Origin of the sequence: Streptomyces polyasparticus, from assembly GCF_014493765.1 — a bacterium.
Classification (GTDB): domain Bacteria; phylum Actinomycetota; class Actinomycetes; order Streptomycetales; family Streptomycetaceae; genus Streptomyces; species Streptomyces polyasparticus.
Window position 1 is genome coordinate 34,383 of record NZ_JACTVJ010000031.1, and the last position, 19,674, is coordinate 54,056.

A 19,674-nucleotide genomic window follows, 5' to 3' on the forward strand; every position below is an offset into this window, starting at 1 on the left:
CCTCCGACCTGCGACGACGACTGCTTCTAGCGCATGATCTCGCCCGCGTTCACGAGGAGTTGCTGCCCGGTGATCGCGCGGGACCGGTCCGAGGCGAGGAACACGCATGCGTCCGCGACATCCCCGTCGGTGGCCAGCTCGGGCAGCGCCATCCGCGAGGTGAGCCGCTGCTTCACCTCTTCCTCGGGCGCACCCTCGGTGTGGGCCGTGAACTGCACCCAGGCCTCGACCGGCGGGCCCCACATCCAGCCGGGGAGCACGGTGTTGACCCGGATGCGGTCCTCGCCGAGCTCCCGGGCGAGCGAGTACATCGCGGAGGTCAGGGCGCCCTTGGAGGCCGCGTATGCCGCCTGCTTCACCTGCGAGGGTGAGGCGATCGCCGACTGCGTGCCGACGATGACCACCGCGCCGCCGCGCTCCTTGAGCGCCGGCAGGCAGGCGCGCGTCATCCGCAGCGTGCCGAGCAGATTGGTGTCGATGACGCCCTTCCACGTCTCGAAGTCCGCGTCCGCGAGCCCGCCGAAGTAGCTGTCCCAGGCGGCCACATGGATCACCGCGTCGAGCCGCCCGAACCTCTCCACCGCGAGCGCGGCGAGTGCCTCGCACTGACGCTCGTCGGTGATGTCCGTCGCCTTGTACGCGGTGCGCTTGCCCTCGGGGTCGATCTCGGCCGCCGACTTCGCGAGATTCGCCTCCGTACGCGCCCCGAGCACGGCGTTGCCACCGTCGCGCACCACGGCCTCGGCCACCCGCTGGCCGAGCCCGGCGCCGACCCCGGAGACGATCACTGTCTTGTCCTGGAGCAGCACGGCCAACCTCCGACGCGAGTCTGGTGCATTTCCTGACGGGGCGTCAGAGTAGGGCCGTCCAGCGGAGGAAGGAAGGCCGGGGGAGGCAGGAAGTAGGGCCTGTCCCCAGCGCAGGAGGGAAGGGGAACGTCATGGGTGAAGACACCCGCAGCGAGGTGTACGCGGAGCTGGCCTCGGTCGGCCCGTACGGAGTGCGTCCCGGCCATGCCCTGATCACGATGGTGGAGCCGCATCCGGGCCACGAGTTCGCGTACAACCGCTGGTACGAAGACGACCACTACTACGCCGGCGCGATGGCGATGCCGTGGATGTACGCGGGCAAGCGCTGGGTGGCCACCCGCGATCTGCAACTCATGCGCTACCCCGAGAAGTCCGCGGTCGCCCAGCCCGTCACGGCCGGCTGCTACATCTCCACGTACTGGGTGACCGAGGGGCGCTACGACGACCACATGAAGTGGACCGTCGGCATCAACAAGCGGCTCAATCGCGACGGCCGGGTCTATCAGGACCGTACGCATGTCTTCACGGCGTTCCAGGACCACGAGGCCACCGTCTACCGCGACGGTGCGGCGGGCCCGCGCGACTACCACGCGCTCGACCACCCGTACCAGGGCCTGGTCGTCGAGGTGATCGACGCCGAAGGACCCGAGCAGCGCGACCAGTTGCTCGAATGGCTGCGCTCGCGGCACCTGCCGGCGAAGCTCAAGGACTCGCCCGCCGCCATGGTCGTCATCTTCCGGCCCACGCCGCTGCCCGTGGACAAGATGAGTTACGTGAAGCAGGTCGAGGGGGTCGACACCCGGCTGACCCTGCTGTGGTTCCTCGGCGCGGATCCCCGCGACCGCTGGGAGGGGCACTTCGCCCGGCGCGACGAGGAGGTGGCGGAGTCGGGACTCGGGCGGGTGGAGCTGGTGGCTCCGTTCATCCCGACAGTGCCGGGGACGGACACGTATGTCGATCAACTGCGGTAGTCCGGCGGGCCGCTGCGGCAGTGCGGAGGCAAAGCCGAGCCCCCTCGGCCAGGACGGCGGGCCAGTCGAGAGGGCTCTTCGGTGGTGCGTGTGCAGTTGTTGTTCCTCTGCTGTTCTTCAAGGACGGGGCTGACGGGCTCAGCCGAGGTCGAAGGCTCCTCGGCTGACCTGGCCGACGAACGCCGTCCAGGTCTCGGGCCCGAACGCGAGGGAAGGCCCCTCGTGCACCTTGGAGTCACGCACTGCGACTTCGCGCAGGGCGGGGGACCTGACCTCGACGCACGCGCCGTTTCCCGTGGAATATGAAGACTTGGACCACTCGTTCGTGGCGCCTTCCCTGATTGCCATGTTCGCTCCGCAATTTGCTGGTGATGAGTGCTGTGTCACCGTCCCAGGCCCCTGGGGCCGGTGACGGTCTGCCGATCTTCCGTGATTCGATCTCTCCGGGTGAGTCACCGGAAGCTCTCTGGGGCTTCTGATAGCTCTGGATGTGATCGATGCGATCGACGCTACTCGCCAACATCGGTAAATGACGCGGCCATTCACTCAACCGGATGGCATATACCATGCGGGTCTTCCCGCGCGACGCGGCGAGGGTGTACCTTGCCGTCGCCTTCCCGCACTGGCTGATTTCGTGTGCTCCCGTGCGCGCGCGGGGCCCCATCGGAGCGCACCGGGGCGCCCTCAGCGCGCGTAATCCTTGGCGATCTTCGTGATGAATTGCCGGGTCTGCTCCACATTCAGCGCCTGCGCCCGCAGATGCTCGTACATGACGCTGTATTTGTGGACGTCATTCGCCTTCTCCAGGTAAAGATCACTGGTGACGCCCTCGATGTAGACCACGCTGGAATCGGCCGTGTCCGGGAATTCCAGAATCGCGTACTGACCGTTCACTCCCGGGTGCGCACCCATCTCGAAAGGGATCACCTGCACGGTCACATGCGGCAGTTGGGACATTTCCACGAGATGTTCCAGCTGCTCGATCATGAGCTGCGGATTTCCCACGACGCGACGGAGCGCGGCCTCGTCGAGGACGGTCCACAGCCGCAGCGGGTTCTCGTGCGCGTGGATGCGCTCCTGGCGGCGTACGCGCACCATGACGCGCTTGTCGATGTCGCTCTGCTGGGTCTCCGGCAGCGCGCCGGTGATCAGCGCCTCCGCATAGCCGCGGGTCTGCAGCAGACCGGGCACGACCTGCGGGTCGTACACCCTGAGCGAGGCCGCGTCGGTCTCGAGCCCGATGTACACCGAGTACGGGATGTCGCCGAAGGCGTGCCACCAGCCCTGCTGGCGGCTGTCCTTGGCCATCTGCATCAGGGAGTCGACGACCCGGTGGTCCTCCACCTCGTAGACCCCGCACAGGTCGCGGACGTCGCGCTGCGAGATGGAACGGCGGCCGTTCTCAAGCCGGGAGATCTTCGACTGCGAGACGAGCAGGCGCTCGGCGACCTCCTCGGCCGTCATGCCCTTGAGCTCGCGCAGCCGGCGCAGCTCCTGGCCCAAGCGTCGTCGCCTGACTGTGGGATTGACGTTGGACGCCACGGGATGTGCCACCTCTCCGGCAAGCGGTCTGTTCGAACGGATACCCGCTCCGATCGTGCGTATATCCGCTCCGTATCTGCTTGTTCAGCAGATTGCCACCAACTGGTGCTCCGGCGCTGGGAAATGGGCCATCTCAAAGCCCGCGGACCCCGCCGCAACCAGGCCAAACGCAACCGCGCGGGGTGGTGGCCGATGTCCTTCGGCCACCACCCCGCGCGATCGGATACGGCTCCCGAACCGGGTGTGTGTGGATGGAGCTAGTGCGCCACGACGCGTGCCATGGAGCCCCGGCGTGGCTGTGTGGGGACACGGCCTCCGTCGGTGGTCGCCCTGACCTGCTGCTGTTGCGGCCGGCCCGGTGCCGGGGAGCGGCGTGGTTGCGCCGCGACCCCGTTCTGGACGTCCATCACGGCGTGTGCCACGAGGCCGCCCATCGGGTCGTGCCTGATCAGATCGCGGAGCCGGGAGCGCGATGAACGCCCCTCGTTCCCCGGATAGAGGTGCTTGCCGAGCCCGACCGCGTGGGCCAGTGCGGCAAGCGCCGCGGTCCGCGGGTCCGGCGGTACGCCGGTGCGGATCGCCGAATCCAGTCGGGCCCTGATCTCCCGGCTGATCGCCGTCTCCGTCGCTTGGTAGCGCGTCGTCGGCAGCACCCCGCACATCTGTCCCGCCACGGCATGCACCATGCCGCACCGTTCGAGATGCGAGAGATACGTCTGGCGCAGCCCCAGTCGGGGCCCGCCGATCCAATGGACCGCACGGACCGGAGCGCCACGCCTTCGCAGCAGCTCCAGTGCGCAATCCAGTGTCGGATCTCCGGTCGGCCGTGGGGACACCACGGCGATACGATCCCCGTCTGGGGCTATCCGTCCGGCCAGCGCCAGCTCTACTAGCTGTGCTCCGGCAAGACCTAGGTCGAGCGACTGCGGCTGCGCTGTGGTACCCGTGGCCGGGTCCAGAGCGAGCAGCAGAAGCTCCTCCGGAATAGTTCTGCGGCTCCTGCCCATCCATGCCTCCCCGCGTGGATGAATGACAGGGTGACCCCTCTCACATTCATCTGTCGAGAGTGCGTGGGGGCTTTGTACGGGAACCAGTAGGTATGTCGTTCTCGTCTAGCCAGGGGGCCAACCCCGCAGACAGGACACTGGTACATGGTTCGGACACCGGGGTCCGGGCGGCGGGATGCCCTTGCGGGCATGCGGAGTGGTGATTCGTACGGGTCGTTCAGGCTGTACGGGTCGTACAGGTCGGAGCTAGGGAGGCATCGGTGGCGGGCGAGACCCCGGACAGGGCGCAGCAGCGGAGTTCTTCGGACGTGAACGGATCGACCGCGTCGGGCGGTTCGGCCGCACCCGAGGAACGTGCCGTGGACCCGCGCCTCGCCGTGTCCCGGGAGAGCGAGCCGCGCACGGATCAGGCGACGGCGATCTTCTCGACGGCGGGGCTGCGGCTGAACGGCGCTTCGGAGCCGGAGCGCGAGGCCGGGGCCGGGCGTGCGGGCGAGTCCGGGCGTGCGGCTGCGTCCGAGCCCGAGTCCGAGTCCGATTCCGAGGCCGGGGCGGATGTGGGCGCGGAAGCGGGCGCCGAGGGTGGCCGGGAGCCGTCGGGTGAGGCCGGGGAGGCCGAGGCAGGCGGCGGCGCGGAGCACGCCCGGCTGCGGGCCGCTGTGGCGGCTTGGGTGGCGGGGGAGGCGCCGGAGGGGGCTGAAGCCGATGCCGACTCCGATGCCGGCGATGACGGGGGCTCGGGTGACGATGCCGAGTCCGAGCGTGAGCCGGAGGCTGCTGCCGGGTCCGAGCCCGGTGGCGGGGCCGAGGCCGCGTCGGAGAGCGAGGCGGAGGCGGAAGCTGCCGAGCCGGAGCCGGAGCCGGAGCCGGAGCCGGAGCCGGAGCCGGAGCCGGAGTCTGACGACGCGGCTGAGGCTGAGGCTGACGCCGAGGCCACTCCTGAGGCTGAGTCCGCGTCGGAGCCCGAGGGGGAGCCCGAAGTCGAGTCCGCCGACGCCGACGCCGACGCCGACGCCGACGCCGGACCCGCCGACGCCGACGCCGACGCCGACGCCGGACCCGCCGACGCCGACGCCGACGTGGCAGAGCGCGCGGACGAGGGCGACGAGGGCAAGGCCGCAGCCGCAGCCGCAGCCGATCATGCGGCCGGCAGGAGCGAGCCCGAGCCCGAGCCCGCAGCCGGGGACGCAGCCGGCAAGAGCGAGCCCGAGCCCGCAGCCAGCAAGAGCGAGCCCGAGCCCGAGCCCGAGCCCGAGGACGAAGCCGGTGCGGATGCCGCGCCGCCCGTCGACCAGGCCACGGCCGTGTTCAAGACCCTGCCGCCCCCCGTCGACCAGCCGACGGCCATGTTCCGGACCGTACGGCCGGACGCGAAGCCGGACGCCAAGAGCACCGAAGCCAAGGCGGACACCCCCACCGACGCCAAGCCGGACGCCGAGCCCGATCCCAAGTCGGACGCCAAGCCGGACGCGCCCGCCAAGAGCGCCCAGCCCGAGTCCCCCGCCGAGCGCACCAGCAAGTTCATCGCGCTGAAGCCGCTCGACGGGCCCGCCCGCAGGCCCGAGTCCCCCGCCGCACCCAAGCCCGACCCGACCCGCGCGCCGGAGGCCGCTCCCCGGGCGGCCGCGGCGAGCGCGCCGTCCCCGGTGAACGCCGGCCCCGAGCGGACCGCGCAGCAGCCGCTGCCGCCCAAGGCGCCGCTCGACCTGCTCGCCGAGCTGACCAACACCCCGCCGCCGGCGGAGACTCCGCTGCGCACGGTCGGCCGGCGGATCAAGATCTGGACGCCGCTCGTCCTGCTGCTCGCGATTGTGTTTGCAGTCGTACAGGCCGTACGCCCGCTGCCGACCCCGGAGTTGAACCTCACCGCCCAGTCGACCGTCTCCTTCGAGGGCGACAAGCCGCAGATCCCGTGGCCGGACCAGGGCCAGGCCGCGCTCGACGTCGAAGGGGTTGGCACCTTCGGCACGTCCGGTGAGCAGAAGCCCGTGCCGATCGCGTCGATCGCCAAGGTCATGACGGCTTACGTGATCCTCAGGGAGCACCCGATCAAGGGTGAGGGCAAGGGCGCGAACATCCCCGTCGACAAGAAGGCCGAGGAGCACTACGTCTCCGGCAAGGCCGACAACGAGTCGGTCGTCGACGTCAAGGAGGGCGAGACGCTCTCCGAGCGCGAGGCGATCCAGGCGCTGATGTTGCCGTCCGCGAACAACGTCGCAAAGCTGCTCGCGCGCTGGGACTCCGACGGCGACGAGAAGGCGTTCGTGCAGAAGATGAACGACGCCGCCAAGGACCTCGGCATGAAGAACACCACGTTCACGGATGCCTCCGGTCTCGACAAGACCACCGTCTCGACCGCCGAGGACCTGGTGAAGCTGGGCCGGGCCGCGATGGAGATCCCGGTGTTCAAGGAGATCGTCGGGGAGCGGTACTACACGCCGACCAACGGGCGCGGCGACCCGAACTGCATGGCCGGAACCGAGCTGGCCGGCAAGGTCTGGTGCAATTTCAACAACCTCGTCCCGACCGTCGCCGTCGGCATCAAGACCGGCACCACCACGGCGGCCGGCGGCAACCTCCTCTTCGCCTCGCGCAAGACCGTCGACGGCAAGGAGCAGATCGTGATCGGCGCGGCGCTCGCGCAGTTCGCGAAGCACACCAACGCGAACATCGACGAGGTGACCGCCAACAGCCGCAAGCTGATGGAGGCCGCGGAGGCCGCGCTCACCTCGAAGAAGATCGTCAAGAAGGGCGATGTCGTCGGGTACGTGGACGACAGGTTCGGCGGCAGGACGCCGGTCGTCGCGACCAAGGACGTCAACGCGGTCGGCTGGCCGGGCCTCACGGTCGAGCTCGACCTCGTCGCGGACGGCAAGATCCCGAACGCGGCGAAGGAGGGTACGCAGGTGGGCGTGCTCACGGTCGGCGACGGCATCGGTGACGCGGTCCGTGTACCGGTGGCGCTCCAGTCCGATCTCGTCGAGCCGGGCTTCGGCTCGAAGCTGACGCGGATCTCCTGACGGCAGGAACGAAGGGGCCGTCGCGGCGACGCGGCGGCCCCTTCGGCATGCGGTCGGCTGCCGGCTAGCCGATCGGATACGCGATGTCGCACGCCTCGTCGTCCGGGCCGATGGTGTCCCAGTCCGCGAAGTAGACCTCGCGGCACGGGCCGTCGATCGTCAGGCCCTGGTCCGCGATCCAGCGTTCCACCGCCTCGTACGCCGCGATGATCTGCGGATACACCACCTGCGCTTTGGAGATACGGGTGTACGCGAGGCGCCGTGCCGGCTCGGTGCGGGCCGTCACCGCCCGGCCCTGGTGTCCGGCCCAGGCGCGTGCGGCGGCCCCGTCCGCGACCGGGACGCAGCTCTCCACCGGGCCGTCGCTCTCCTGGGTGACCTCGGCGTGGTACGCCACGAACGGTGTGGCCGCGATGCCGCCGCACTCCTGCGCGGCCTTCTCGAGCCGCCCGAGCGACTCGCCGATGAACGCGGGCAGATCGCCGGCGAGCGTGTGCCGGGTCTCGCAGAGCACGAACTGCTCCGGCACCTCCATCGTGCGGATCTCGAACTTCTCGTACATCTCCGAACTCCTCCCTGACAGCCGTCCACGCAGGAAGTGCACCAGCGTCCGCTGGGCGGCGACGCGCTCCTCGACCCCGGTCCAGTACGCCTGGACCGCCTCCGCGGCCCGGGTGTCGTCGAGCGCGACGATCTCCTTGACCGTCGCGAGCGGCATGTCGAGCTGCCGCAGCAGCGCCACGAGCCGTGCCCGTTCGACCTGTGCGGGCCGGTAGAAGCGGTAGCCGCTCACCGGGTCGACGCGGGCCGGCGAGAGCAGCCCGAGGCGGTCGTAGAGCCGCAGTGCCTTCGCCGACAGGCGCGAGCGGGACGCGAACGTCCCGATCGTCAGCCACTCCTCGGCCCTGTCCGGGTCCCCGGCCCATTCCCCGTCACCGTCGCGGTCCGTCATGGCCCCATCCTCCGTGACCGGGAGGGGTTCCTCCCGGCGGTGACGACCCTGTGGTTTACCCCAGGGACAAGGTCAAGCGGCGCGCCTTAGCGTGGCCGCATGGAGTCTTGGGAGCCCGGTACGGCCGGGGTGCTGGAACTGCCGTCGGGACGTCTGGTGCGAGGCCGTGGGCTGCGCAACCCGCTGCCCGCCGGGCCGGAGCCGACGTACGGCCTGTATCTGCTCGGCAAGGAGCCGCCCGAAGTCGCCTGGGAGTGCGGCTGGTTGAAGTGGCCGGACTTCTGGCTGCCCGCGGCGGACGCGCCCGCGAAGCTGCGTACGGCGTGGGAGCGCGCGGCGGGCGAACGGGTCGAGCTCGCGTGCGGCGGCGGCAAGGGGCGGACCGGCACCGCGCTCGCCTGTCTCGCCGTGCTCGACGGAGTCCCGGCGCACGAGGCCGTGGCCTTCGTACGCCGGGGCTATGACCGCCGCGCGGTGGAGACGCCCTGGCAGAAGCGGTACGTACGGAGGTTCACCGGCTGAGCACCATGCGGTGCACCGGCTGAGCACCGGCCGAGCGGCGGGTGAGCGGTGCGCCGTTTCCCGTGTGACCCTGATGCGTATGTCGATCATCGCTGACGCCGTGGTGGCGCTCATCGCCGTCCTGCACGCCTACATCCTGGTCCTGGAGATGTTCCTGTGGACCGGACCGCGGGCCCGGGCCGCCTTCGGGACCACCGCCGCCTTCGCCGCCGAGACGAAGGCGCTCGCGGCCAACCAGGGGCTGTACAACGGCTTCCTCGCCGCCGGCCTCGTGTGGGGCCTGGTGGCAGCCGACCCGGTGGGCTTCCAGGCCAAGGTGTTCTTCCTGGTGTGCGTGGCCGTGGCCGGCGCATACGGCGCGACCACGGCCAGCCGGAAGATCCTCTTCGTCCAGACCGTTCCGGCGCTGATCGGTCTGGCTCTGGTGATCGCCGCCCGCTGAGCCCTGTCGGCGGGCGGCGCCCGGTTCACGCACCGAGCACCGGGCTCCCGTCCGCCAGCTCCAGGCGCCGCCCCGCGAACCGCTCGCGCATCCGCCGGTCGTGCGTGACCACGACCAGCGCGCCCTCGTAGGAGACGAGCGCCTCCTCCAGTTCCTCCACGAGGGCGGGGGAGAGGTGGTTCGTCGGCTCGTCGAGCAGCAGCAGGTCGACCTCCTCGGTGACGAGACGGGCCAGTTCGATCCGGCGGCGCTGGCCGTAGGACAGTTCGCCCACCCGCAGCCGCAGGTCCGCGGGGGCGAACAGGCCCAGGGACAGGAACAGTTCGCGGTGCTCGGCGATCGTCCCGGTCCTGCCGTACGCGAACGCGCGCAGCACGGGCCAGGCGGCCGGCCACGGCGCCTGGTGCTGCCGCAGATGGCCGACCCGGCCGTGCACCCGTACGGTTCCGGCCGCGGGCGCGAGCTCCCCGGCGAGCACCCCGAGCAGGGTGCTCTTGCCCGCCCCGTTCGGCCCGGTGACCAGGAGCCGCTCGGACGGTCCGAGGCGGAGACACGGCAGGTCGAGCCGGCCGGGCAGACGGATCCCGGACAGCTCCGCCGAGGGTGTCACCGCGTCCGCCGGCTCCGCTTCCGGACGCCGGATCTCCCCGGTGAACTTCAGTGGATCCGGCGGCAGTTCGGCCGGCTGTGCCGTCAGCCGTGCCACACGCTCTTTGGCGTTGCGGATCCGCACCATCGCGCCGTGCCCGCGTCCGCGCGCCCGGAAGCCGCCGTGCCCGAAGACCGCGAGCGGCACCTTGCGCGGGATGTCGTCCAGGCGGGCCACGTTGGTCTCGGCGAGTCTGCGGCTGCGGGCGAGCTCGTCGCGCCACTGCTCGTACTCCTGGACACGGCGGCGGCGTTCGGCGGCCTTCGCCGTGACATAGCCGCGGTAGCCGTCCCCGTGGCGGGTCACCTTCGCCTCGTCCACCTCCAGAATCGTGCCGGTCAGGTTCTCCAGGAACACCCGGTCGTGGGTGACCGCGACCACCGTGCCTCGCACGCGGCGCAGATGGTCCTCCAGCCAGCCGAGGGCGCGGTCGTCGAGGTCGTTGGTGGGTTCGTCGAGCAGCAGGAGTTCGGGTTCGGCGGCCAGCGTCGCGGCGAGCGCGAGCCGGGAGCGTTCGCCGCCGGACAGGGTGCCGAGTCGGCGGTCGCGTGCCGGGCCCGGCAGGCCGAGGCCGGCCAGGGCGAGGTCGACGCGGGCGTCCGCCCGGTATCCGTCGCGTGCCTCGAAGCGCGCGAGGATCCTTCCGTACGACTGGAGCGCGGTGTCGAGGTCCGGGCCCTGGAGCCGTTCCAGGGACTGCTCGGCGGACCGCAACTCCCGTTCCAGGGAACGGATATCGGCGAGCGCCGCGTCGATGGCGTCCTGCACGGTCGCCTCCGGCGGCAGGCCGAGGCTCTGCGCGAGATATCCGACGCCGCCGGGTGCGGCGACGGTCACCTCGCCCGTGGTGGGGGCGAGTTCGCCGGCGAGCAGCTTGAGGAGGGTGGACTTCCCCGAGCCGTTGTCGCCGATGATGCCGACCTTCTCGCCGGGCCGGACGGTGAACGTGATCTTGTCGAGGACCGGCCGGGTGCCGGTCTCGTACTGGTGGGTGACGTCGTGGACGGAGAGCTGGGCTGATGGCGCACGCATACGTGGGCCCCTTCGGGTCGCGGCAGGCGAGATGACGGCACGGGGCGCCGGCCGCGGAGCGAGGCTCTACGCGGCGGCGTCGGCGGTGATCACAGGGAACCCATGCGGACGACGGTACGGCACACGGAGCAGTTTGACAAGACGGTTCGTCTCGTCTCGTTGAATTGCTCCCTTCCGGGGCCCGCCCGGCGGCTTACCCTGCCCCCATGCCCGCCCTCCGCCGCGTCACCCCGGCCGACCGCCGAGCCCGCCTCGCCGTACGGCATCTCCTGCACCCCGCCGCCCGGGCGGGCCGGACCGAGGACGTCGCGGAAGCCCTCGTGGGCCTGCACGCCACGGATGCCGCCACGGTCACCCTCTCCGCCTGCGCGCGGCTCGCGGTGCCCGCGCCCGCCGATGTGGACCGTGCGCTGTACGAGGACCGCACCCTGCTGCGGATGCACTGCATGCGGCGCACCCTGTTCGTCGTGCCGGCGGAGCTCGTCCCCGTCTTCTTCCATGCCGCGCCGAAGGCGATGGCCGAGCGTGAACGCGCCACGCTGCTCAGGCACCTGGCCGCCGCCGACCCCGCCCGCGACGACCGCTGGCTCGACGACACGGCGGCCAAGGCGCTGACCGTACTCGCCGGACTGGGTGAGGCCTCCGCACCCGAACTGACGGAGGCCGTCCCCGAGTTGCAGACGACGATCACGCTCAGCCCGGGCAAGCACTACGCGTCCACGCTGCGGATCGGCGGCGAACTGCTCCGGCTGCTCGCGATGGAGGGCAAGGTGCGCCGCGGCCGCCCGGTCGGCGGCTGGACCTCTAGCCGCTTCCGCTACCACCCGGCCCCCGGACTCCCTCACCTCGACCCCGCCGACGCCCAGGCCGACCTGGTGCGCCGCTGGCTCGCCGCCTACGGACCCGGAACAGAGGCGGACCTGAAGTGGTGGACGGGCTGGAGCCTGCGCGAGGTGCGGCGCGCGCTTGAGCGGATCGCACCCGAACAGGTGGATCTGGGGGAGGCGGGGCCAGGCTGGGATCTCGACCCGCGCACCCCGGACGAGGTCACCCCCTGGGCCGCGTTCCTGCCCGGCCTCGACCCCGCCACGATGGGCTGGCGGCACCGCGACTTCTCCCTGGACCCGGACCACCGCCCGCTGCTCTTCGACACGGCCGGCAACGGCGGTCCGACGATCTGGCTCGACGGCCGGATCGTCGGCACCTGGGCCCAGCGCCCCACGGGCGAGGTGGTCCGGCGCTTGTTCACCGACCCCGGTGCCGATGGCGCGGCGCTCGTCGACGACGCCCAGAACGGGCTCCAAACCCTTCTGGATCAGGGCGAGTTGAGGGTCAACTTCCCCGCGCCGCTCACCAAAGAGCTCCTTGCGTGAGGCGGCCGCGCCTGCCCCACCTGTCGGTTTCGCCCGGCGTTGCCTGTTCATGGCCAATCCATTGCGTTCAAGAGCCTTGACAGGCTGCATGCGGTTTCGCGACGTTTGAGCCCGGCAGGGGCCGGGGGAACTGGGGGGCGGCCGCCGCTGCTCGGCCGTGTCCAACACTGGGCCCGCCCCCGGTCTCACCCGTGGAGGGCGGACCGCGTGGACATATCGATCCACAGACCGCAGGAGCTGAACGACGAGCTCCGCAAGGCCTGGCACAAGGCGATGGACGAGTCGCCGCTCTATGCGAATCCCTTTCTGGCACCGGAGTTCGCTGCCGGTATCGGCCGCCACCGCCCCTCCGCCCGGGTCGCGGTGCTGCACCAGAAGAACGAGGCCGTCGGCTTTCTCCCGTACGAACGCGGCGCCTTCGGCGTCGGCCGCGCCATCGGGCTCGGGCTCTCCGACAGCCAGGGCCTCGTGCACCGCCCTGGCGTGACCTGGAACGCGCGGCAGCTGCTGCGCGAATGCGGGCTCGCCGTCCTCGAGTTCGACCATCTCGTCGACGGGCAGCGGCCGTTCGGGCCCTATGTCACCGGCACCTTCGCCTCGCCCGTCGTCGACCTCAAGGCCGGCGACGGCACGTATGCAGAATGGCTGCGCGCCACCTACCCCGGCCTCGCCAAGACCACCCTGAAGAAGGAGCGGCGGCTCGCCCGCGACCACGGTGAGCTGCGCTTCGTGTACGACGAGCGCGATCCGGTCATGCTGCGGCAGTTGATGGACTGGAAGTCGGCGCAGTACCGCAGGACCGGCCGGATGGACCGGTTCGCCAAGCCTTGGATCGTGGCCCTCGTCGAGGACCTCTTCGCGGTGCGCGAGGAGCACTTCACGGGTGTCATGTCCGTGCTCTACGCGGGGGAGCGGCCGGTCGCCGTGCACTTCGGGCCCACCTCGCGCACCGTGTTCGCCGCTTGGTTCACCACGTACGACCCCGAACTGCACTACTACTCGCCGGGGTTGCTGATGCATCTGCGGATGGCCGAAGCGGCAGGCCGTCAAGGTGTGCAGCTCATGGACTTCGGGCGCGGCGACAAGACGTACAAGGACTGGCTGAAGACCCGTGAACTGCGCGTCGCCGAAGGCTTCGCGACCCGCCCGCACCCCGTCTCCACCGCCCTGAGGATGTGGCGCCGCCCCGTCCGCGGACTGCGCAACACGGTCAACGCCCACCCCCGCCTGCGCGAGCCCGCGGACCGGCTCCTGAAGGCGGCGGGCTCCCTGAGGACGGCTCGCACCGGACGCTGAGCAGGCACCGACGTCGAGCATGCACCGACGTTGAGCACGCACCGACGCTGAGAGCACCGGCAGCTTCTACGGAAGGAAGTGGCCCATGCCGTACGGAGCGAGACTTGCCGCGGACATGACGCGGCGCCTGGGACGGGAGTGCCTGTTCACGCCCTCGGCGCGGCTCGCGCTCTATCTGGCGCTGCGCCGCTGGTGCCGCCCCGGCGGCCGGGTGCTCATGTCGCCGGTGAACGACGACGTGATCCTGTTCGTGGTGCTCGCGGCCGGGCTGCGACCGGTGCAGGCGCCGGTCTCGGCGGCGGACGGGAACATCGACCCCGACGCCGTGCCCGAGACCGTCTGGCGCGGAGTGGACGCGGTCCTGACGACCAACCTGTACGGGATACCCGATCGCATCCGCGAACTGCGCTCGCGCTGCGACGAGTTGGGCATCCCACTGTTCGAGGACGCCGCCCACGCCATCGGCACCCATGTCGACGGGCAGGCGGTCGGCACCTTCGGCACGGCGGGCGTGTTCAGTCTCGGCAAGCATGTGCAGGGCAAGGCGGGCGGTTTCCTCGCGGTCGGCGACGCCCGGACACGGCGCGAACTGGAGCGGCTGCGCGACGATCTGCTGCTGCCCGCGCGGCTGCGTGAGGACGTGGCCACCGCGCTGCTTCCGCTGGCCCGCTCGGCGGTCCGCACCCTGCACCTGGTGCGCCCGGTCTGGCGCGCCGCCCAGCGCCTCGGCCTGCTCGAACGCTCGGGCTACCGGATGCCCCTCGAAGGCCCGCGCCTGGCCGTGTGCGGCACCCGCGCGCCCAACCTGCCCGCGTACAGCCCCTGGTTACGCGTCGATCTGCACAGCTGGCGCGACCGCCACGGACCGCTCGTACGCGGTCAGTTGGCGCTGCGGCTCGCCGCGCTCGACGGCGATCTGGCCCGCCGCCGCGTGGGCGTGGACGAGCTGACCGGCACCACCTGGGCCTCCCCGGCGCTGCGCGAACACCTCGCCCACGAGGGCCCGCTCCCGCTGTTCCGCGCACCGCTCCTGGTCCACGACCGGGACGTCCTGGCCGACCGCCTGGTCCGGTACGGCCTGGTCACGGGCTATCTCTACGATCCGCCCCTGGACGACTACGCGGGCCTGGAGTTCAGCGATCCGTCCCCGTCGCCCGAGGCCGCACGCTGGTTCGCGGCACATGTGCTGCCCGCGGATCCGCTGCAGTCGGGCCCGGTGATCCGGGCGCTCCAGCGGGAGGGGGCGCGGGCGGCGCGCTTCACGCCGAGCACGGCGGCGGAGCAGCTGCCGCGCGAGCTGGATGCCGCGTATCCGGACGAGCGGGCGTCCTAGACGGCCGGGTCGCTGGAGGTCTTGGCGCCCCGCGGCGTGCCCCGGCGTGACTGCCGTGGTGCGCCGAGCACCCCTTCGTACTGCCGCAGGGCCTCGGCGATACGTCCCGTCGCCAAGAACGCACCGCCGAGACGGCTACGTATATCCATCTCGAGCCAGCCGTAACTCGGTTCGGTCAGAAAGCAACCGCAGCTGAAGCAGGGCCTGTTGGTGCAGGGCGATCGCCGCGCCGGGATCGCCCTGCCCGTGCACCGCCGTGCCGAGCCGCGACAGGCTCTGGGCCGCCAGGAACACATCCCCGGCCTCGTCCACCAGGCGCACCGCGTCGGTCAGGAGCCGGGCGGCCTCCGCGTAGCGGCCGTGGTGCAGATGGATGTCGGCGCTGCTGCTGAGGATGCGGCCGAGCCAGTGGGGGCGGCCGCTCGCCTCGGCGTGCCGGCGGGCCGCGGCGAAGCCGGCGAGCGCGGCGTCGCCGTCGCCCCTGAACTGGTGCGTGAGACCTTGCACGAGCCGCGTCACCGACCCGAGCCAGTGGTCCTGCCGGGCCTCGCACAGAACGGCCGACTCGGCAAGACACTCAAGGGCGCGGCGCCCGTCGCCGACGCTGAGCGCGATGGCGCCGAGACCGGTGAGAGCGCGCGCCTCCTCGCCCCTCTGGCCTTGCATCCTTGCCTGTTGGAGACTCTCCGTGCACAGGGCGCGGGCCTCGGTGTAGCGGCGCTGATAGATGGCGGTGTATCCGAGGCAATTGCGGAGGGCGAGCGGCATCCGCGGATCGCCGGAACGGCCGGCGTGGGGCAGGGCGAGTTCGAGCGCGGTCTGGCTCTCGTGGTAGCGCCCCTGCCGTACGAAGTAGTCGGTGTACGCCTCCGCGAGCCGACACGCCAGGTCGTACTCGCCGGAGGCGACGGCGTGCCCGACGACATCGGGCAGTTCGCCGCCGAAGGAGTCGAGCCAGGCCTCGGCCTCGCGCCAGCCGCGGAAGCGGCTGCCCTCGCCCGGCGGCCCGGTCGCTGCTTCGTCGTACGGCCCACCGGGGAAGCCGGCCGCTCCCCAGTTGCTCGCCGTCCGCGCGGCCGCCAGATGCAGCCGCAGTGCCCGTTTCCGTACGGCGGCGGCCTCCTCCGGCGCGGTCCCGGCGAGGCGCCGGGCGTGCACCCGGACGAGATCGTGCAGCCGGTAGCGGCCCGGTCCCGGCTGCTGCACCAGGCTGGCGTCGACCAGGCTCTCCAGGAGGTCCTCGCCCTCGTACGGGGACGAGCCGAGCATCGCCGCTGCGGTGCGCACATCGAACTCGACGGTCGGCGCGAGCCCCAACGCCCGGAAACCGCGCTGCTGTTCCGCGCCGAGCTGGTCGTACGAGAGCCGGAACGCGGCCTCCACGCTGCGGTCGCCCACGCTCAGCTCCCCGAGCAGCCGCCCGTCCCCGGCCATCCGCCCGACCAGGTACTCCACGCTCCAGGCGGTACGGCTCTGCAGCCGCGAACCGGCGATCCGCAGCGCGAGCGGCAGCCCGTCGCAGAGCCGGGCGAGCTGCTCGGCCGCGGCGGACTCCTCGGCGGCGCGCTCCTCGCCGATGAGATGTGTGAGCAGCGCGACGGCCTGCGCGCTCTCCAGGGGTTCGAGGCCCACCCGCCACTCGGCGTCGAGCTCCGCGAGCCGGTGCCGCCCGGCCACCAGGACCCGGCTGCCGGCGCCGGCCGGGAGCAGAGGCCGCACCTGCCCGGCGTCGAGCGCGTCATCGAGGACGAGGAGCAGCCGCAGCGCACTGGTCGCGGCGCGCCAGGCCTCGGTCAACTCCTGCAGATCACTGGGGAGTTCCCCCTTGGACGCGCCCAGCGACCTGAGCAGTCGCTGCAGCGCCTGTTCGGGGGTCTGGCGGCGCTGGGTGCTGTGCCCGCGCAGATCCACGAACAGGCAGCCGTCGGGGTACTGGGCGCTCAGCTCCCGCGCGGCCCGCACCACCAGGGCGCTCTTGCCGACCCCGGCGGGCCCGTGGACGGTGGTCACCGTGACGGCGCCCGGCGTGAACGGGGCGATGAGCTCGGCGAGTTCGGCGTCACGGCCGACGAGATGCCCTGAGTCACCGGGGAGGGTGTTGACGGGGCGTGGGGCGAGGGCTGCGGTGGGTGCGTGCTGCGGGTCGGGGCCCGGTCTCGGCCCTGGGCCTGTCTGCCGCAGCACCGCCAGATGCGCCCGGCGCGGTTCGGCACCCGGATCGACGCCGAGCTCCTCGCGCAGCCGCCCCCGCAGCTCCTCGTACACCTGCAAGGCCTCGGCCTGCCGCCCGTCGCCGTGCAGGGCGCGGATGCGCAGGGCGGCGAGCTGCTCGTCGCAGGGGTCGGCCGCGAGACCCGCCAGCTCGTCCACGACCTCCGCGAACTTCCGTATGTCCAGGAGACTTTCGAGCCGCTGTAGCCGTACGGCACGGATCCGCAGCCGCAGCCGCGCACGCTCGGCCTCGGCGAAGGGGCCCGGCACCCCGGCGAGCGGATCGCCGCGGACGAGGGCGAGCGCGCGGTCCAGGTGCGCGAGGGCGTCGGCGGGCGCCGCGGCCGCCCGGGCGGCACCGAAATGTGCTTCCAACTCAGCGCTGTCGAAGGCGATGTGACCGTCATGCAGCCGGTATCCGCCCGCCTCGCCTCGGATGACCGAATCCTCCGGACCGGTCCCGGGCGGATCCAGCCGCTTGCGCAGCCCGTACACATAGCTCGGCAGCACCTTGACCCCGGTCGGTGGTGGTCGCTCGCCCCACACCCCGTCGAGGAGCTGCTCCCGCGGGACGACCTGACCAGCCCGCAGCGCGAGCGCCACGAGAACGGCCTGCTGCCGCGCGGGCCCGAGGGGCACCGGCGTACCGCCGCGCGTGACCCGCACGGGCCCGAGCACGGCCAGCCGCAGACTCACCCGCCGCCCCTCCCGTCCCCGCGCGCATCATCGGAATTTCATCGGCATTGCAACGCCTTCCGCGACGGTATGCAAGCGCGGCGGCCGCACCGGGGGACGCGGCCGCCGCGCATCGCGCCCCGACTCCCGGAAGGAAGCAGCCAGTTGACGATCACGGACGGCACCTCTTTGACGGACCTCCTGTCCGCTCGCGGCCTCTTCCTCACCCAGGACGAAGGCGACGCGACGGGCGCCATCTACCTCTGCGTACGCGACGGCCTCCCGGGCGGCTACCCGATCGGCTACGCGCTGCCCTCCCGTGCGGGCACCTGGTTCGCGTACGCGCGCTCACGCCCCGGCCGCATCTTCGCCTGCGACCAGGTGGACTCCGGCCTGTGGAGCCCGGAGTCGGCCCTGCGCTCGGCCCTCGCCCACGCCCGCTACGGCGATGTCCTCTACGCCCTGGAACAGTCCACGGGCACGGACACCACCTACACGGTGAAGGTCCCCCGCTCCTGGGCCACCCACCTGACGGCCCTCCCGGGCGTCACCGTGCGCCCCGCCGGCCCCTCCCTGACCTCCCGCACCCTCCGCCTCACCGCCCCCGCCGTAGCCCTCTTGCGCGGCCAGCCCGAACGGGACGGCTGCCACGCGGATTTGGCGGGGCGGCTGTGGCTGGCGGGGGTGGGGTATGAGCTGCGGCGGGAGGTGCGGGGCTCCCGGACTGAGGGGCTCCTGGACTGAGGGGGTTCCTGGACTGAGGGGCTCCCGGAGTGAGTGAGGGGGCCTCACCAGCTCAGGCGGGCTCCGACCGGAAGGTGGTCACTCCCCGTTTCCGGGAGGACCCAGGCGCTCTTCGGGTCGAGGCCCCTGACCAGGATCTGGTCGATACGGGCCATCGGGAACGCGGCCGGCCAGCTGAAGCCGAAGCCGTCGCCCGCGTCCGCCTGGGCCGAGGTGAGCCGGGAGGTGAGGCCGGACAGGGCGCGGTCGTCCGTGGTGCCGTTCAGATCGCCGAGCACCACGACGCGTTCGAGCTGCTCGTCGGCGACGGCCTGCGCGAGCTTCGTCGCCCCGGCGTCGCGGGACTGGGTCCAGAAACCGCCGCGCGGCATGACCCGTACGGAGCCCAGGTGTGCCACGTACACCGCGAGCGGGCCCTTCTTCGTGGCCACCGTGGTGCGCAGCGCGCGGGGCGGATCGACGGGCACCTGCTCGGGGTGTTCCCGCTGCCGCTTCTGCGCCGCCGGTCCGACGTTGCCGCGCAGCACGTCGACCGGCCGGGTGTCCGAGAGCGGCAGCTTGCTCCACAGGCCGACCGTGCCCTGCACGGTGTGGTGCGGGTAGGCCTGCGCCAGCTCCTTCTCGTACGTGCCCCTGGCCTCGTCGGACAGTTCCTCCAGAGCCAGCAAGTCGGCGCCCGAGCGCGCCAGCTGTCGCGCGGTGCCGGCCGGGTCGGTGTTCTCGGCGGCGACGTTGTGGGTGACCACGGTGAGATCGCCGCCCGCCTCGGACTTGTCCAGGAGCAGCCCGCCGAAGAGACTCACCCACGCGAAGGCCGGCAGGAGCAGCGCGACCACCGCGGAGGCGGAACGGCGCCACAGCGCGGCGGCGAGCAGCACCGGCACGAACAGGCCGCACCACGGCAGGAACGTCTCGACGAGGCTGCCGAGCCCCGCTCGGTCCGTGAGGTGGTCGTGCAGCAGCAGGAGCAGGCCGAGCAGCAGCGCGCACACGGCGAGCACGAGACCGCGCCGCCACGGACCCGGCCGGCGCTCCGTGTCCGGGGCCTTGTCCGTGCCCGCTTCGGCCCGGTCCCTGCCCCGCTCATGCGCCTCCG

At 71.8% G+C, this 19,674-nt stretch carries 17 protein-coding genes; 8 read left to right on the forward strand and 9 right to left on the reverse strand.

Annotated elements, in window-relative coordinates; translation table 11 throughout:
- Positions 1-26: 26 nt before the first annotated feature.
- On the reverse strand, positions 27-809 hold the full coding sequence (locus H9Y04_RS41385) for an SDR family oxidoreductase (protein WP_187819428.1): 783 nt from the start codon (positions 807-809) through the stop codon (positions 27-29).
- A gap of 131 nt (positions 810-940) precedes the next feature.
- Between H9Y04_RS41385 and H9Y04_RS41390 the strand changes: the two genes are divergently transcribed.
- Positions 941-1,780, forward strand: coding sequence for a hypothetical protein (locus H9Y04_RS41390; RefSeq protein WP_187819429.1), 840 nt, complete (start codon positions 941-943; stop codon positions 1,778-1,780).
- 138 nt (positions 1,781-1,918) lie between these two features.
- On the opposite strand, the gene H9Y04_RS41395 is transcribed toward H9Y04_RS41390, so the two are convergent.
- The 3 genes from H9Y04_RS41395 to H9Y04_RS41405 all read right to left on the reverse strand — a co-directional run bounded on the left by H9Y04_RS41395 (position 1,919) and on the right by H9Y04_RS41405 (position 4,329).
- Complete coding sequence (locus H9Y04_RS41395) at positions 1,919-2,128, reverse strand: DUF397 domain-containing protein (RefSeq protein WP_187819430.1); 210 nt, start codon at positions 2,126-2,128, stop codon at positions 1,919-1,921.
- A 336-nt stretch (positions 2,129-2,464) separates the two neighbouring features.
- Positions 2,465-3,322 (reverse strand): helix-turn-helix domain-containing protein, encoded by an 858-nt coding sequence (locus H9Y04_RS41400; RefSeq protein WP_187819431.1) that lies wholly within the window; start codon positions 3,320-3,322, stop codon positions 2,465-2,467.
- A 257-nt stretch (positions 3,323-3,579) separates the two neighbouring features.
- Positions 3,580-4,329, reverse strand: coding sequence for a GOLPH3/VPS74 family protein (locus H9Y04_RS41405; RefSeq protein ID WP_187819432.1), 750 nt, complete (start codon positions 4,327-4,329; stop codon positions 3,580-3,582).
- A gap of 260 nt (positions 4,330-4,589) precedes the next feature.
- Between H9Y04_RS41405 and H9Y04_RS48030 the strand changes: the two genes are divergently transcribed.
- Complete coding sequence (locus H9Y04_RS48030) at positions 4,590-7,349, forward strand: D-alanyl-D-alanine carboxypeptidase family protein (RefSeq protein ID WP_187819433.1); 2,760 nt, start codon at positions 4,590-4,592, stop codon at positions 7,347-7,349.
- Between the two features lie 64 nt (positions 7,350-7,413).
- Here H9Y04_RS48030 and H9Y04_RS41415 read toward each other — a convergent pair whose 3' ends face one another.
- Positions 7,414-8,301: a MerR family transcriptional regulator gene (locus tag H9Y04_RS41415; protein WP_187819434.1), complete on the reverse strand. Its 888-nt coding sequence runs from the start codon at positions 8,299-8,301 to the stop codon at positions 7,414-7,416.
- Positions 8,302-8,400: 99 nt separating this feature from the next.
- On the opposite strand from H9Y04_RS41415, the gene H9Y04_RS41420 reads away from it, so the two are divergent.
- Complete coding sequence (locus H9Y04_RS41420; RefSeq protein WP_187819435.1) at positions 8,401-8,823, forward strand: protein-tyrosine phosphatase family protein; 423 nt, start codon at positions 8,401-8,403, stop codon at positions 8,821-8,823.
- A gap of 79 nt (positions 8,824-8,902) precedes the next feature.
- The gene (locus H9Y04_RS41425) at positions 8,903-9,265 is read left to right on the forward strand and encodes a DUF1304 domain-containing protein (protein WP_187819436.1); all 363 of its coding nucleotides are present in this window, start codon (positions 8,903-8,905) and stop codon (positions 9,263-9,265) included.
- A gap of 25 nt (positions 9,266-9,290) precedes the next feature.
- Here H9Y04_RS41425 and H9Y04_RS41430 read toward each other — a convergent pair whose 3' ends face one another.
- The gene (locus tag H9Y04_RS41430) at positions 9,291-10,946 is read right to left on the reverse strand and encodes a TlrC/CarA/OleB/SrmB family ABC-F type ribosomal protection protein (RefSeq protein ID WP_187819437.1); all 1,656 of its coding nucleotides are present in this window, start codon (positions 10,944-10,946) and stop codon (positions 9,291-9,293) included.
- A gap of 206 nt (positions 10,947-11,152) precedes the next feature.
- Here H9Y04_RS41430 and H9Y04_RS41435 point away from each other — a divergent pair, with 206 nt between their 5' ends.
- From H9Y04_RS41435 to H9Y04_RS41445, 3 genes are all read left to right on the forward strand, one after another.
- Complete coding sequence (locus H9Y04_RS41435) at positions 11,153-12,319, forward strand: winged helix DNA-binding domain-containing protein (protein WP_187819438.1); 1,167 nt, start codon at positions 11,153-11,155, stop codon at positions 12,317-12,319.
- Between the two features lie 207 nt (positions 12,320-12,526).
- Positions 12,527-13,615 carry a GNAT family N-acetyltransferase gene (locus H9Y04_RS41440; protein WP_187819439.1) on the forward strand — a complete coding sequence of 363 codons (1,089 nt, stop codon included), beginning with the start codon at positions 12,527-12,529 and terminating at the stop codon, positions 13,613-13,615.
- Between the two features lie 85 nt (positions 13,616-13,700).
- Positions 13,701-14,948, forward strand: coding sequence for a DegT/DnrJ/EryC1/StrS family aminotransferase (locus H9Y04_RS41445; RefSeq protein WP_187819440.1), 1,248 nt, complete (start codon positions 13,701-13,703; stop codon positions 14,946-14,948).
- Here the strand turns inward: H9Y04_RS41445 and H9Y04_RS46300 are convergent.
- Both H9Y04_RS46300 and H9Y04_RS41450 read right to left on the reverse strand, forming a co-directional pair.
- Positions 14,945-15,097, reverse strand: coding sequence for a hypothetical protein (locus H9Y04_RS46300; protein WP_214662171.1), 153 nt, complete (start codon positions 15,095-15,097; stop codon positions 14,945-14,947). The genes H9Y04_RS41445 and H9Y04_RS46300 overlap by 4 nt on opposite strands.
- Complete coding sequence (locus H9Y04_RS41450) at positions 15,084-17,855, reverse strand: AfsR/SARP family transcriptional regulator (RefSeq protein WP_187819441.1); 2,772 nt, start codon at positions 17,853-17,855, stop codon at positions 15,084-15,086. Before H9Y04_RS41450 ends, H9Y04_RS46300 begins: the two co-directional genes overlap by 14 nt.
- Positions 17,856-17,999: 144 nt before the next feature.
- On the opposite strand from H9Y04_RS41450, the gene H9Y04_RS41455 reads away from it, so the two are divergent.
- The gene (locus tag H9Y04_RS41455; protein ID WP_187819442.1) at positions 18,000-18,578 is read left to right on the forward strand and encodes a hypothetical protein; all 579 of its coding nucleotides are present in this window, start codon (positions 18,000-18,002) and stop codon (positions 18,576-18,578) included.
- Positions 18,579-18,622: 44 nt separating this feature from the next.
- Here H9Y04_RS41455 and H9Y04_RS41460 read toward each other — a convergent pair whose 3' ends face one another.
- A complete protein-coding gene (locus H9Y04_RS41460) occupies positions 18,623-19,579 on the reverse strand; it encodes an endonuclease/exonuclease/phosphatase family protein (RefSeq protein ID WP_308801947.1) in 957 nt (318 codons plus the stop codon).
- Positions 19,580-19,674 lie beyond the last annotated feature (95 nt).